A 14192-nucleotide genomic window follows, 5' to 3' on the forward strand; every position below is an offset into this window, starting at 1 on the left:
CGGGTGAGGGGCACCTGGGGCATCCATTCGAAGCAGGTCCATACGTCCCGGCACGCCGGGCCGAGGGAGCGGGTGACGTCCGGGGCGCCGACCCCTTCTCGTAGGGTCGTCACCACCAGTCACCACCCGCACATCCGAGGAGAAGCTCGTGACCATTGCCTTCAACGACGTACGGGCCGCGGCCGACCGGATCGCGGGGCACACTCGCCCGCTCGTGCCGGCTCCCCTGGGCGACGGGGCGTTCGACGGTGCGTTCGGCGAGGCCGAAGGGTGGCTGGCGCTGGAGTTCATGCAGCACACCGGGTCTTTACAAGGCGCGCGGCGCCTTCAATTTCGTGAGCAGCCACATAGAGGCGGGCCTGATGCCGGACGCGGGCGTCGTCATCGCTTCCGGGGGCAACGCCGGGCTCGCCTGCGCCTGGGCCGCGGCCCGCCACTCGGTCCAGGCCACCGTATTCGTCCCCGAGACGGCGCCGGCCGTGAAGGTCGACAGGCTCAGGCTCCTGGGCGCCACGGTCCGGCAGGTCGGCTCGGAGTACGCGGAGGCGCTGGCGGCCTCGCAGAAGTACGCGGCCGAGAGCGGCGCCCTGGAGTCGCACGCGTACGACCACCCGCTGATCGCGGCCGGTGCCGGCACGGTCATGGAGGAGATCGTTCAGGCGCGGCCCGGCATCGACACCGTCCTGGTGTCGGTGGGCGGCGGCGGGCTGTTCACGGGGATCGCCGCGTCGGCGCGGGAGCACGGCGTGCGCGTCGTGGCCGTGGAGCCGGAGCGCTGCTGCGCCCTGCACTCCGCGCTGCAGGCGGGCGCGGTGGTCGACGTCCCGGTCGACTCGGTCGCGGCGGACTCCCTCGGCGCGCGCCGCACCTCCGAGATGGCGCTCGAATGGGCGGGCCAGGACCACGTACGGTCCGTTCTCGTCACCGATGAGGCGATCGTGTCCGCACGTCAGGCCCTGTGGGACGACCGGCGGCTCGCGGTGGAGCACGCGGCGGCCGCGGCCCTCGCGGCGGTGACCTCCGGCGTCTACTCGCCCGCACCCGGCGAGCGGGTCGCCGTGATCCTGTGCGGCGCGAACACGGACCCCCGCGACCTGACGCGGAGCGCACGCCTCCCGTCCTGAGCGTGCACCCCCGCGGGCGTTCCAGCGCAAACCCGGGCAATCGAACTTACGATGGGGTTCTCCGGCCCCTCCCCCGCACACGCTCGCGGGGACCGGCGCCGGGCGAGACGCCGATGAGTTCGGGGTGGAAGACGCAATGGCACAGGCCGCAGGCCCAGCGCGCACCGTCATCCTGACCGTGGACGACGACCCGGGGGTCTCCCGCGCCGTCGCCCGGGACCTGCGGCGCCGCTACGGCGAGTCGTACCGCATCGTCCGCGCCGAGTCCGGGGCGTCGGCCCTGGACGCACTGCGCGAGCTCAAGCTGCGCGGCGACCTCGTGGCGGTGATCCTGGCCGACTACCGGATGCCCGAGATGAACGGCATCGAGTTCCTCGAGCAGGCCATCGACATCTATCCGGGCGCGCGCCGGGTCCTGCTGACCGCGTACGCCGACACGAGCGCCGCCATCGACGCGATCAACGTCGTCGACCTCGACCACTACCTCCTCAAGCCCTGGGACCCGCCGGAGGAGAAGCTCTATCCCGTCGTGGAGGACCTGCTGGACACCTGGCGGGCCACCGACCGCAAGCCTGTGCCCATGACGAAGGTCGTCGGGCACCGGTGGTCGGCGCGGTCGTCGGACGTACGGGAGTTCCTCGCCCGTAACCAGGTGCCGTACCGGTGGTACTCGTCCGAGGATCCGGAAGCCCGGTGTCTGCTGGCCGCCGCCGGCGAGGACGGCTCGCGGCTCCCGGTCGTGATCACTCCGGACGGCACCGCGCTCGTCGAACCCGAGGACGCGGAGCTGGCCGCGCAGGTGGGCCTGGCGACGACGCCGACGGCCGACTTCTACGACCTGGTCGTCGTCGGCGGCGGCCCCGCGGGGCTCGGCGCGGCCGTCTACGGCGCGTCCGAGGGGCTGCGGACGGTGCTCGTGGAGCGCTCGGCGACCGGCGGACAGGCGGGCCAGAGCTCACGGATCGAGAACTACCTCGGCTTCCCGGACGGCGTGTCCGGGTCGCAGCTCACCGAACGGGCCCGGCGCCAGGCCGCGAGGTTCGGCGCCGAGATCCTCACCGCCCGCGAGGTGACCGGCCTGGAGGTGAACGGCGCCGCGCGCACCGTGCTGTTCTCGGACGGCTCCGCCGTCTCCGCGCACAGCGTGATCCTCGCGACCGGTGTGTCGTACCGGCAGCTGGACGCCCCGGGCCTCGCGGGACTCACGGGGTGCGGGGTCTTCTACGGTTCCGCGCTGACGGAGGCGAGCGCCTGTCAGGGGCACGACGTGTACATCGTCGGCGGCGCCAACTCGGCGGGACAAGCCGCCATGTTCCTGGCCAGGGGCGCCAAGTCCGTCACCCTCCTCGTGCGGGGCCAGTCGCTGTCCGCCTCGATGTCGCACTATCTCGTCCAGCAGATCGAGGACGCGCCCCACATCTCCGTACGCACCGGCACCGTCCTCGAGGCCGCCCACGGCTCCGGTCATCTGGAACAGCTGACCCTGCGCGACGTGGCGACCGGGCACACCGAGCTCGTCGACGCGCAATGGCTGTTCGTGTTCATCGGGGCGGCGCCGCTGACCGCCTGGCTGGAGGGGACGGTGCTGCGGGACGGGCGGGGGTTCATCATGGCCGGTCCCGACCTGACCCCGGACGGACGGCCGCCCGCGGACTGGGATCTCGACCGCCCGCCGTACCACCTGGAGACCAATATCCCCGGCGTGTTCGTGGCCGGGGACGCGCGCTCCGAGTCCGCCAAGCGCGTCGCGTCCGCCGTCGGAGAGGGAGCCATGGCCGTCATGCTCGTACACCGGTATCTGGAGCAGTCGTGAACGGGCGGCGGGTTCCGTGCAGCCGCGAGGAACTGGGCTCGCTGTTCCTGTTCGAGAAGCTCGACGCGGACCAGCTCGACCGGCTGTGCCGCGAGGGCCGCGTGGAGGCCTTCGATCCCGGTCCCGTGTACGGGGAGAGCGATCCGGCGACCTGCTTCTACGTACTCCTCGAGGGCGAGCTCGTTCTGTCGCGCCGCGTCGGCGCCGACGACGTCGAGGTGAACCGGAGTTCCAGCCGCGGTGTGTACTCCGGCGCCTTCCAGTCCTATCTCGGCGATCGAGCCCCGCAGACATACAACAGCTCGATGCGGGTGACGGAGCCTTCGCGGTTCTTCGTCCTGCCGGCCGACACCTTCTCGGCCGTCGTGCGGGAATGGTTCCCCATGGCCGTCCACCTGCTGGAAGGGGTCTTCTTCGGTGTCCGGAGCGTGCAGCAGAGGATCGGGCAGCGGGAGCGGCTCCTCGCACTCGGCTCACTGTCGGCCGGGCTCACCCACGAACTCAACAATCCGGCCGCTGCGGCCGCGCGGGCCACGTCGTCGCTGCGGGAGCGGGTCGCGGGCATGCGGCACAAGCTGGGCGCGATCGCCGCGGGCCCGTACCGGCGGGCCACGCTGGAGACGCTCATCGAGATCCAGGAGCGGACGGCCGAGCAGGTGTCCAAGGCTCCCGCACTGACCCCCCTCGAAACGTCCGACCGAGAGGACGCCCTCACGGACTGGCTGGACGACCACGGGATCACCGACGGCTGGCAGCTGGCGCCCAACTTCGTCCAGGCGGGCCTCGACAACGACTGGCTCGACCAGGTCGCGTCGGCCGTCGGCGAGGAGACCCTCGAAGGCGCCGTGCGGTGGCTGAACTACACGGTCGAGACCGAGCTCCTCATGAACGAGATCGAGGACTCCACCGCGCGGATCTCCCACCTCGTCGACGCGGCCAAGCAGTACTCCCAGCTCGACCGGGCCCCGTCCCGGTTCGCCGACGTGCACGAGCTGCTCGACAGCACGCTGATGATGCTCTCCGGGAAGTTCGGCCACGGCATCAAGGTTGTCAAGGACTACGACCGCACACTGCCCGAGGTCCCCGCCTACCCCGGCGAGCTCAACCAGGTGTGGACGAACCTGATCGACAACGCGGTATCGGCGATGAACGACGCAGGCGGCAAGGGCACGTTGACCGTGCGCACCGCGCTCGATCGTGACCTTCTGCTCGTGGAGTTCCGCGATACCGGGCCGGGAATCCCCGCCGACATCCGTGGCCGCATCTTCGACCCGTTCTTCACCACCAAGCCGGTGGGCGAGGGGACCGGGCTCGGCCTCGACATCTCGTGGCGCATCGTCGTCAACAAGCACCACGGCCAACTCGACGTGCACTCAGAGCCCGGAGACACCCGCTTCCAGGTACATCTCCCCCTCGCGTCCACGAACTCCGACCCGGAACCCGTACCTGACCCGGTACCCGACCCCCCTCAGGAGCCTTCATGAGTACCCTGAACGGAATCGACCCCTCGGTCCCGCCGAGCGGCACCGGCTGCGCCGAGTGCGACGCGCTCGGCGGCTGGTGGTTCCATCTGCGGCGCTGCGCGCAGTGCGGCCACATCGGCTGCTGCGACGACTCACAGGGCAAGCACGCGACGGAACACGCCAAGAACAGCGGCCACCCGGTGATCCGCAGCTTCGAGCCGGGCGAGAGCTGGTTCTGGGACTACAACACGTCCTCGCTCATCGAATCGGGTCCCGAACTCGCGCCTCCGGTCAGCCATCCCGAGACGCAGTCGACCCCCGGCCCGGCGGACCGAGTCCCTTCGAACTGGACCGAGTTGCTGGGCTGACGGGGTTCCCCGGACGAAAGCGCTCCGGATCAGGCCCGCCCCGGGGCCGTGAACGTCACGTCCGCCGAGTGCGTCGTCGTGTCCGCGTCGCTGCCGAGGGCCCAGGCCGCGACCCGCGATACGGTGGCGGCCGGGATCTCCTCGCTGATGCCGGGGGCCGCCGGGACGTTCTGCGTCGCGTGGGCGTCGTACGGCAGGACCACCCGGTAGCCCCGCGCGAGAGCGGTGCGGGCGGTCGCCTGGACGCACATCTCGGACATCACGCCGCAGACGGCGAGCGCCTCGACCCCGGCGAGCACGCCGCCCAGCGTGGTCCCGTCGAAGCCGTCGTCCCTGGGCTTGCGGATCACGACCTCGGTCGGGCCCGGCTCGACCGGGTGGTGGAGTTCCCAGCCCGGCGTGTGCGGCTCGTCGTCCGCCCCTGGCTGCCCGTCGTTCTGCAGGTGCACGACGAGCGCCCCGCCGGTGCGGGCCCGTGCGATCAGGTCGGTCGTGCGCTCCACGAGTCGGTCCGCGTCGGGCACCGCCCCGTCGCCGACGACGAACGCCGACTGGACGTCCACGACGATCAGGGCCTCCACAGGATGGGTCATGCGGCCATCATGACCGTCGGCGCCGGGCAGCTGCACGAGGTTTTGCGCGCTCCCGTGCCTGTGTTCCACTGACGTCGGATGCCGGTCAGGCCTCTGACGTGGGCGTTGACGCCGACGCCCCATGATCGACAGCAGGGAGAGGTTCGATGACGACGACCGCGAAGCCGAGCGTGCAGCACGAGGACGAGCAGGTGCGGGTGACCCGCTGGGACTTCGAGCCCGACACGCGTACCGGCCGCCACGTCCACGAGCACGACTACGTGGTCGTGCCCGTGGTGGACGGCCGGATCAGCGCGTTCGCCCCCGACGGCACGGTGACCGAGTCGCAGCTGCGCGCGGGCGAGTCCTACGCGCGCCCGGCGGGCGGCGAGCACGATGTCGTCAACACGGGCGGCACGTGGCTGGCGTTCGTCGAGATCGAGCTCAAGGGAACGTCGAAGGCCTAGTGCCTTTCGGTCACCTGACGGCGGTCACTTCACGAGGTACTTGCACCCCGCGATCGACTTGCCGTCCTTGTTGTCCGCGACCTGCTTGCCGTCGACCTTGATGACGCAGGATGCCGGCTCGAGCTGACCGTCCGAGGCGGTCACCGAGCCGGGGACGACCGAGACCAGGCTGCCGACCTTCAATTCGGCTCCCTTGATGGTCAGTCGGGTCGTCTTGGTCCAGGGCAGCTTCACCTGTTCCGTCTTGCTCTCACCGGCCGTCCAGAGGACCTGCGTACTGCCCTGGCCCTGCACCTCGAAGGTCACTTCGCGGGTCGCCTCCTGACCCCCGGCCGGCTTCGAGGCCGCGTGCGAGGGGGCCTTCGACGTGTCCTGCTTCGCCCCGGCCTCCTTGCCGTCTCCCCCGCCACTGCCGCACCCGGCCAGCAGAGCGGCTGTCGCCGCGACCAGAGCAATACCGGTTACCGTCCTGCGCACGTTTCCTCCGTGATCCCCGTACAACTCAGCATGTCGGCCCGGGCACAACTCGCCCGGGCCGAACTGCTGAGCATACTGGGGCGCCCGGGACGGTCACCCGGTGCGGGGGCCGTCCGTCCGCATCTCGTGGACCTGTCATGGCTCTAGGAAGGTTCGGGCCCCGGCGCTACCCTCCGCGCATGATTTCGACCGTTGTCTGGGGTACCGGAAATGTCGGGCGCGCGGCCATCCGTGCCGTCGAGGCCCACCCGGCGCTCGAGCTCGTCGCCGTGCTGGTCCACGACCCCGCGAAGGTCGGCCGCGACGCGGGCGAACTCGCGGGCCTCGACCATGAGTTGGAGGTCAGGGCGAGCGACGACATCGAGGCGGTGCTGGCCGCCCGGCCCCGGGCCGTCGTGTACGCGGCCTCCGGCGACATCCGCCCCGACGACGCCCTGGCCGACATAGCCCGGGCCGTCGGGTCCGGCGCCGTCGTCGTCTCGCCCGCCCTCTATCCGCTCTACGACCACCGAAGCGCGCCGCCGGAGTTCCTGGATCCGGTGGTGGCCGCGATCGCGAAGGGCGGCGGATCCCTGTTCGCATCCGGCGTCGACCCGGGCTGGGGCAACGACGTCCTGCCGCTCCTCGTCAGCGGGCTCGGCAGCACCGTCGACGCGATCCGCTGCCAGGAGATCTTCGACTACTCGACGTACGACCAGCCCGACTCGGTACGGCTCCTGGTCGGCATGGGCCAGCCGATGGACTACGACCCGCCCATGCTGTGGGACACCGTCCCCACCATGGTGTGGGGCGGGCAGATTCGGCTGATGGCGCGGGCGCTCGGGGTCGAACTCGACGAGATCCGCGAGACATTGGACCGCCGCCCGCTCGACGCCACGGTGAGCACGCGCACGATGGGCGACTTCGAGGCCGGTACCCAGGGCGCCGTGCGGTTCGAGGTGCAGGGCATCGTCGGGGGCGAACCCCTCATCGTCATCGAGCACGTCACCCGCATCCATCCGTCCTGCGCACCGGACTGGCCGACGCCGCCCGACGGCACCGGGGCGCACCGGGTGGTCATCGAGGGCCGTCCGCGCATCGAGGTCACCGTCGAGGCCGCGGATGAGGGGGAGAACCGGTCCGCCGGCGGCAACGCCACCGCTGTCGGCCGTCTCGTGAACGCCATCGACTGGCTCGTGGACCAGGCCCCGGGCCTCTACGACGCGCTCGACGTCCCACTGCGCCCCGCAGTCGGAAAGCTCGGCCATCGCGGAAGGAAGCAACGATGATCATCGACATCCCCGAGGGACAGGAACCGATCGGCTACGTCTGGGGGGACATGGTCCCCGGTATCGGCATGGCGGCAGCCAACTTCTCGCTGTCCGTGTACGCCCATACGACCCTGGGGCTGCGGGAGTTCGAGGCGGCCCGGCTGCGGATCGCGCAGATCAACGGGTGTCAGTTCTGCCTGGACTGGCGTACCGACCGGGACGGGGAGAAGGTCGAGGAGTCGTTCGCGGACGCGGTGACCGAGTGGCGTACCAGCGACGCCTTCGACGACCGGACCCGGCTCGCGGCCGAGTACGCGGAGCGGTACGCGCTCGACCACCACGGCCTGGACGAGGAGTTCTGGGCCCGGATGACCGCGCTGTACAGCCAGGTCGAGATCGTGGAGCTGAGCATGAGCATCGGTTCCTGGCTGGCGTTCGGCAGGCTCAACCACGTGCTGGGCCTCGACACGGCGTGTGTCCTGCCCACGGCCTGAGACGCGGGGGCCGCGACCGGCCCCCGCGCTGTGCGCCTGCTACAGATCAGTGGCGATGATCTTCTCGATGTTCCGCTCGGCGAGCGCCGTGATCGTGACGAACGGGTTGACGCTCGTGTTGCCGGGGATCAGCGAGCCGTCGATGACGTAGAGACCCGAATATCCGTGCAGGCGGCCGTAGTTGTCGGTGGCCTTGTTCAGGACCGCCCCACCGAGCGGGTGGTATGTGAGGTGGTCGCCCCAGATCTTGTACGTGCCGAAGAGATCGGTGCGGTAGATCGTGCCCTCCTTCGCGTTGATCTTGTCGAAGATCGTCTTGGCCATGTCGACGGAGGTCTGCTTCCAGGCCGTCTGCCAGTTCAGATCGGCCCTGCCCGCCTGCGCGTTCCACGAGAACTCGGCGCGGTGCGGGGTGTTCGTGATCGACAGATAGAACGAGGCGAAGGTCTCGATCCCGGTCGGCAGCGGCGCGACCTCGGCGAACGCCCCTCCGGCGGCCCAGTTGTCGATGCCGCCGCAGGGGATCGACGCCTGAACCTTGCCCGTCGGGTCCCACAGGTGGTTGGCACGGCCGCACATGACGTTGCCGTTGTCGCCCCAGCCCTTGCCGACCTCGCCGTTCAGGGCGGGCAGGGCGCCGGTGGCCTTGAGCTTGACCAGGAGCTTGCTGGTCCCGACGCTGCCGGCCGCGAAGAACACCTTGTCCGCGGTGACGGTCTTGGTGGCCGTGGTCGTGCCGGTGGTGTCGATCTGCTCGATGACGACCGTGTACCCGCCGCCGGGTGCGGGCGCGACCGAAGTCACCTTGTGCAGCGGCGAGATGGAGACCTTGCCGGTGGCTCCGGCCTGGGCCAGGTAGGTCTTCTGGAGTGACTTCTTGCCGTAGTTGTTGCCGTAGAGGATCTCGCCGGCGAGCGCCGACTTGGGGACCGTGCCGGCCGCTTCCTGCTTCATGTAGTCCCAGTCGTACACGTCGGGTACGAAGACGAACGGGAAGCCGGAGCGCTGGGCGTGCTTACGGCCGACGCGCGCGAACTGGTAGCACTCGGCGCTCTCGAACCAGGCCGGGTCGACGGTGCCGACGCCTAACGCCGCGTTGGCGCGCGGGTAGTACGTCGCGTACATCTCGGCGGCGTCGACCGACGGGAGGATGGCGCCGAAGTTCTCGCGCTTGGGCGTGACCGCCATGCCGCCGTTGACGAGGGAACCGCCGCCGACTCCGCGGCCCTGGTAAACGATGATCCCGCCCATTTCCTCGGCGTCCAGAATTCCGGTGTAGCGGGGGACGTCTTTGTCGAGCGGGAAGCCGAGGAAGTTGCTCAGGGGCTGTTTGGTCTTGGTCCGGAGCCAGTAGGAACGGGCGTCCGGGCTGGTCGTGTTGGCGAATATCTTGCCGTCCGGTCCGGGGGTGTCCCAGGCCATCCCCATTTCGATCATGTGGACGTCGACGCCCGCCTGGGCGAGTCTCAGCGCGGCCACGGAGCCGCCGTATCCGGTGCCGACGACGAGGGCGCGGACGTGCGCGCCGGGGTCGATCGGAGCGGAGGCGGGCGCGGGCGCGGCATGGGCCGCGGGGACGTGAGCCGACAGCGCCGCGGCGCTCAGAATAGAACCGGTTCCAGCGATAAAAGTGCGTCGCGAGACGTTCTTGGAACCGATTGCACGCGTGGTGGGACCACTCATGGCACGTTCCTCACTTTCGATGGAATCGAAACGAGTTCTACTGCTGATGGCGCATCAAGTCACTACACACGAATAGGTAATTCATGTGCGCCGAATGGGTAACTCGCGTCCACTCAACCCCGGGTGCACCGACGGCCCCGGGCTGCCGTCGAAGGCCGCGGAGGAGTTAGCACTGTCACACAGATCCAGGCAAGTCCCTGCATGTAAACAATCGAGCGGGTTACTACACTTCGTCAGGTTGTTCGGCGCCCGGCCGGACCGGCAGCACGGCTTTCATGCGGGATCACCGTTGATCCAGCTCCGGCGGCGACACGCAAGGAACCCATGACGACCTCACACAACGGCAGCGACGTCCCCCCGCTCGACGGACCGCTGCCCGGCACGGTGACACTCGACGACGCAGGGGGCGTCGCGGGGGAGCACGGGACGCCGCCGATCGAACCTCTCGACCTGACGGTCGCCTCCCCCGACGCGGAGTCCTTCGAGGACAGCACCGTCGCGGCGCACAGCGGCATGGCCCTGTTCACCGCGGGCCCTGCCGCCCCTGCCCGCACCCTCATGAACATCTTCGGCGCGTCCGTGCGCGACCACCGCGACGAGCCGGCCCTGGACGACGGTTCGAAGCAGCTCACGTACCGCGCGCTCGCCGACGAGGTGGAGAACCTGCGGGTGCGGCTCGCGCTGGCCGGGGTCCGCAGGGGCGACCGGGTCGGGGTCCGCGTCCCGTCCGGGACCAATGATCTCTACATCGCGATTCTCGGGGTGCTCGCCGTCGGCGCCGCCTATGTCCCGGTGGACGCAGAAGACCCGGACGAGCGCGCCGAGTTGGTGTTCGGCGAGGCCCGGGTCCGGGTCGTCATCGGCGCCGGCCACGACCTGACCGCGTGGGGACCCGACGGCACGGAGGAGGGCGGGATCAGGACTCCCCCGGGGTCGGCCAACTGCCTGCCCGGCACCGAGGACGACGCGTGGATCATCTTCACGTCCGGCTCGACCGGGAAGCCCAAGGGCGTCGCCGTCCCGCACCGCAGCGCCGCCGCCTTCGTCGACGCCGAGGCCGCCCTGTTCCTCGCCGACGAGCCGATCGGCCCCGGCGACCGCGTGATGGCAGGCCTGTCCGTCGCCTTCGACGCCTCGTGCGAGGAGATGTGGCTGGCCTGGCGCAACGGCGCCTGCCTGGTGCCGGTGCCGCGTTCCCGAGTCCGCAGCGGCGCCGACCTCGGTCCCTGGCTCGTCGAGCAGGACATCAGCGTCGTGTCCACGGTGCCCACGCTCGCCGCGCTGTGGGAGCCCCAGGTCCTGGACGACGTACGCCTTCTGATCTTCGGCGGTGAGGCATGCCCGCCCGAGCTGGCGCAGCGCCTGGTCACCGAGGGCCGCGAGGTGTGGAACACGTACGGCCCCACCGAGGCCACGGTCGTCGCCTGCGCGTGCCTGATGACCGGCGAGGAGCCCGTCAGGATCGGGCTGCCGCTGGACGGCTGGGAGTTGGCCGTCGTCGATGAGGCCGGCGTCCCCGTCGCCCTCGGCGCCACCGGCGAGCTCGTCATCTCAGGCGTGGGCCTGGCCCGCTATCTCGACCCCGCCAAGGACGCCGAGAAGTACGCGCCGCTGCCCTCCCTCGGCTGGGAGCGCGCCTACCGCAGCGGCGACCTCGTCAGGGCGGATCCGGAAGGCCTCGTCTTCCTCGGGCGCGGCGACGAGCAGATCAAGCTCGGTGGCCGCCGCATCGAGCTCGGCGAGGTGGACACGGCTCTGCAGTCGCTGCCCGGTGTTGCCGGGGCGGCCGCCGCCGTGCGCACGGCGCGCAGTGGCAACCAGCTGCTCGTCGGCTACGTCGTCACGCAGGACGGCTGGGACCGCGCCGGAGCCGTCGAGCGCCTGCGGGCCGCGCTGCCCGCCGCCCTGGTGCCGCTCCTCGCCCCCGTCGAGAGCCTGCCCACCCGTACGTCCGGGAAGGTCGACCGGGCGGCGCTGCCCTGGCCGCTGCCCGACCTGGAGACCTCCACGGGGCCCGCCGAGCAGCTGTACGGCACGGAGGCATGGCTCGCGGAACAGTGGGCGCACACGCTCGGGGTGTCCGTGACCGGTGCCAAGGACGACTTCTTCGCTATCGGCGGCTCCAGCCTGGCCGCCGCCCAGCTGACCACCCGGCTGCGCACCCGCTACCCCAGCGCCGCCGTCCTCGACATCTACCAGCACCCGACCCTGCGCAAGCTCGCCCGTCATCTGGAGGAGTCCGCACCGGGCAAGGAGGCTCACCGCGATGTCGGGCCGGTGCCGGTGCGCGCCCAGATCGTTCAACTCCTGCTTCTGCTCCCGCTGTTCACGCTGGTGGGGCTGCGCTGGTGTGTGGCTGTCGCCGCGCTCGGCAATGTCCTGCACCGGTTCGGGTCCTATGCCTGGGCTCCGGCCGTGTCCTGGTGGTGGGTGGCCGCGGGGGCAGTGGTGCTGTTCAGCCCGGCGGGGCGGCTCGCGCTCGCCGCGGGCGGCGCGCGGCTGCTGCTGCGGGGCGTCGAGCCCGGCACGTATCCGCGCGGCGGCCAGGTCCATCTGCGGCTGTGGACGGCGGAGCGGCTCGCCGAGTACAGCGGCGCGACCTCGCTGACCGGTTCGTGGCTGCTGCGGTACGCGCGCGCCCTGGGCGCCCGGATCGGCGCGGATGTGGACCTGCACTCGCTGCCGCCGGTGACCGGCATGCTCAAGCTGGGCCGCGGCTGCGCCGTCGAGGCCGATGTGGACCTGTCCGGGCACTGGCTGGACGGCGACCGTCTGGTGATCGGTGCCGTCAAGGTCGGCGGCGGGGCCGTCGTCGGCACCCGCAGCCTGCTCTTCCCCGGTGCGCGCGTCGGCAAGAAGGCCGAGGTGGCCCCCGGATCCGCGGTGACCGCCCAGATCCCGACCGGCCAGCGCTGGGCCGGCTCCCCCGCCGTGAAGCTGGGCAAGGCCAAGCGGGACTGGCCGAAGCAGCGGCCGAAGCGCTCGTACGGGTGGAGGCTGATGTACGGCGCGTCGGGCCTCGCCCTCTCCGCGCTGCCGGCGCTCGCGGCCGTGCCCGCGCTCGCGGTGGCCCTCCGCTTCGTAGCCGTGGACGCGGACCTCGGCGAGGCGCTGCGCGGCGCCCTGCTCGCGGTGGTACCTGCCGCACTGGCCTTCGGATGCGCGTACGCGCTGCTGCTGTTGGGCGCCGTGCGGCTGCTGAGCCTCGGGCTGCGGCCGGGGCTGCATCCGACGCACAGCCGCACCGGCTGGCAGGCCTGGACGGTCACACAGCTGATGGACGCGGCCCGGCAGACGCTGTTCCCGCTGTACGCGGGGCTCGTCACCCCTCTGTGGCTGCGGCTGCTCGGCATGAAGATCGGCCGAGGCGCGGAGGTCTCCACGGTCCTCGCCCTGCCGAGCCTCACCACGGTCGGCGACGGCGCGTTCCTCGCGGACGACACCCTGACCGCGCCGTACGAACTCGGCGGCGGCTGGGTGCGGATCGGGCGGGCCGCGATCGGGCGGCGTGCGTTCCTCGGCAATTCCGGCATGACCGGGCCGGGACGCAGCGTCCCGGACGGCGGTCTGGTGGGTGTCCTGTCGGCGACCCCGAAGAAGGCCAAGAAGGGCACCTCGTATCTGGGGCTGCCGCCGATGAAGCTGCCGCGCGCTCCCGAGGGCGGCGACCACTCCCGTACGTACGACCCGCCGGCGCGGCTGCTGTGGGCGCGCGGCGCGGTGGAACTGTTCCGGCTCGTGCCCGTCTTCTGCTCGGCGGCGCTCGCCGTCCTTACGGGCGGGGTGCTGTGCGCGCTCGCCGGTGCGACCGGCGTGGGCTGGTGGGCGGCCGCCGCGCTGTCCGGGGCGGTGCTCCTCGGCGCGGGCGTCGTGGGCGCGTTGGCGGCGGTCGCCGCGAAGTGGCTCCTCGTGGGCCGGCACCGGGCCGGTGAACACCCGTTGTGGAGCGGCTTCGTCTGGCGCGACGAGCTTGCGGACACGTTCGTCGAGGTGGTCGCCGTGCCGTGGCTGATCGGAGCGGTGCCGGGGACCCCGCTCATGACGCTGTGGCTGCGCGGCCTGGGCGCGCGCGTCGGCCGGGGCGTGTGGTGCGAGAGTTACTGGCTGCCGGAGACGGACCTGGTGACCCTCGGCAGCGCGGTCAGCGTGAACCGTGGCTGCGTGCTGCAGACGCACCTCTTCCACGACCGGATCCTGCGGATGGACAAGGTGGCACTCGGCGCGGGTTCGACGGTGGGCCCTGGCGGAATCGTCCTGCCGGGCAGTACGGTCGGCGCTCGCGCCACTCTGGGGCCCGCGTCGCTGGTCATGGCCGCGGAGTCCGTTCCCGACGACACACGCTGGCTGGGCAATCCGATCGAGGCCTGGCGGTCCTAGAAGGGCGGACACACCTTAAGGTCGGTCAGGACTTCGATGCGTACGGCACGAGGTGGGGGGCACGACACAGACACGTTGAGTACGGCGCAGGGAGTGGACACTTC

At 71.1% G+C, this 14192-nt stretch carries 10 protein-coding genes and 1 pseudogene; 8 read left to right on the forward strand and 3 right to left on the reverse strand.

Translation table 11 applies throughout. The annotated features are described in order from the left end of the window. Positions 1-148 precede the first annotated feature (148 nt). The 4 genes and pseudogenes from OG574_RS04685 to OG574_RS04700 all read left to right on the forward strand — a co-directional run bounded on the left by OG574_RS04685 (position 149) and on the right by OG574_RS04700 (position 4768). Positions 149-1124: pseudogene (locus tag OG574_RS04685) on the forward strand (threonine/serine dehydratase). Between the two features lie 136 nt (positions 1125-1260). Then, a complete protein-coding gene (locus OG574_RS04690) occupies positions 1261-2937 on the forward strand; it encodes an FAD-dependent oxidoreductase (RefSeq protein WP_326771998.1) in 1677 nt (558 codons plus the stop codon). Continuing rightward, a complete protein-coding gene (locus tag OG574_RS04695) occupies positions 2934-4421 on the forward strand; it encodes an ATP-binding protein (protein WP_326771999.1) in 1488 nt (495 codons plus the stop codon). Before OG574_RS04690 ends, OG574_RS04695 begins: the two co-directional genes overlap by 4 nt. Beyond that, complete coding sequence (locus OG574_RS04700; RefSeq protein ID WP_100593360.1) at positions 4418-4768, forward strand: UBP-type zinc finger domain-containing protein; 351 nt, start codon at positions 4418-4420, stop codon at positions 4766-4768. Before OG574_RS04695 ends, OG574_RS04700 begins: the two co-directional genes overlap by 4 nt. A 29-nt stretch (positions 4769-4797) precedes the next feature. Here OG574_RS04700 and OG574_RS04705 read toward each other — a convergent pair whose 3' ends face one another. Next, complete coding sequence (locus OG574_RS04705; protein ID WP_326772000.1) at positions 4798-5361, reverse strand: isochorismatase family protein; 564 nt, start codon at positions 5359-5361, stop codon at positions 4798-4800. A 146-nt stretch (positions 5362-5507) separates the two neighbouring features. On the opposite strand from OG574_RS04705, the gene OG574_RS04710 reads away from it, so the two are divergent. Further along, positions 5508-5807: a cupin domain-containing protein gene (locus tag OG574_RS04710; protein WP_326772001.1), complete on the forward strand. Its 300-nt coding sequence runs from the start codon at positions 5508-5510 to the stop codon at positions 5805-5807. 24 nt (positions 5808-5831) lie between these two features. On the opposite strand, the gene OG574_RS04715 is transcribed toward OG574_RS04710, so the two are convergent. Further along, positions 5832-6284, reverse strand: coding sequence for a hypothetical protein (locus OG574_RS04715; RefSeq protein WP_326772002.1), 453 nt, complete (start codon positions 6282-6284; stop codon positions 5832-5834). 179 nt (positions 6285-6463) lie between these two features. Between OG574_RS04715 and OG574_RS04720 the strand changes: the two genes are divergently transcribed. Both OG574_RS04720 and OG574_RS04725 read left to right on the forward strand, forming a co-directional pair. Next, complete coding sequence (locus tag OG574_RS04720) at positions 6464-7552, forward strand: NAD(P)H-dependent amine dehydrogenase family protein (protein ID WP_326772003.1); 1089 nt, start codon at positions 6464-6466, stop codon at positions 7550-7552. Further along, complete coding sequence (locus OG574_RS04725) at positions 7549-8028, forward strand: carboxymuconolactone decarboxylase family protein (RefSeq protein WP_326772004.1); 480 nt, start codon at positions 7549-7551, stop codon at positions 8026-8028. The genes OG574_RS04720 and OG574_RS04725 overlap by 4 nt, the downstream gene beginning before the upstream one ends. 39 nt (positions 8029-8067) lie before the next feature. Here OG574_RS04725 and OG574_RS04730 read toward each other — a convergent pair whose 3' ends face one another. Next, positions 8068-9711 (reverse strand): GMC oxidoreductase, encoded by a 1644-nt coding sequence (locus OG574_RS04730; RefSeq protein WP_326772005.1) that lies wholly within the window; start codon positions 9709-9711, stop codon positions 8068-8070. A gap of 513 nt (positions 9712-10224) precedes the next feature. On the opposite strand from OG574_RS04730, the gene OG574_RS04735 reads away from it, so the two are divergent. Next, on the forward strand, positions 10225-14088 hold the full coding sequence (locus OG574_RS04735) for a Pls/PosA family non-ribosomal peptide synthetase (RefSeq protein WP_398379457.1): 3864 nt from the start codon (positions 10225-10227) through the stop codon (positions 14086-14088). Positions 14089-14192: the final 104 nt, after the last annotated feature.

This window comes from Streptomyces sp. NBC_01445 (assembly GCF_035918235.1).
Taxonomy (GTDB): domain Bacteria; phylum Actinomycetota; class Actinomycetes; order Streptomycetales; family Streptomycetaceae; genus Streptomyces.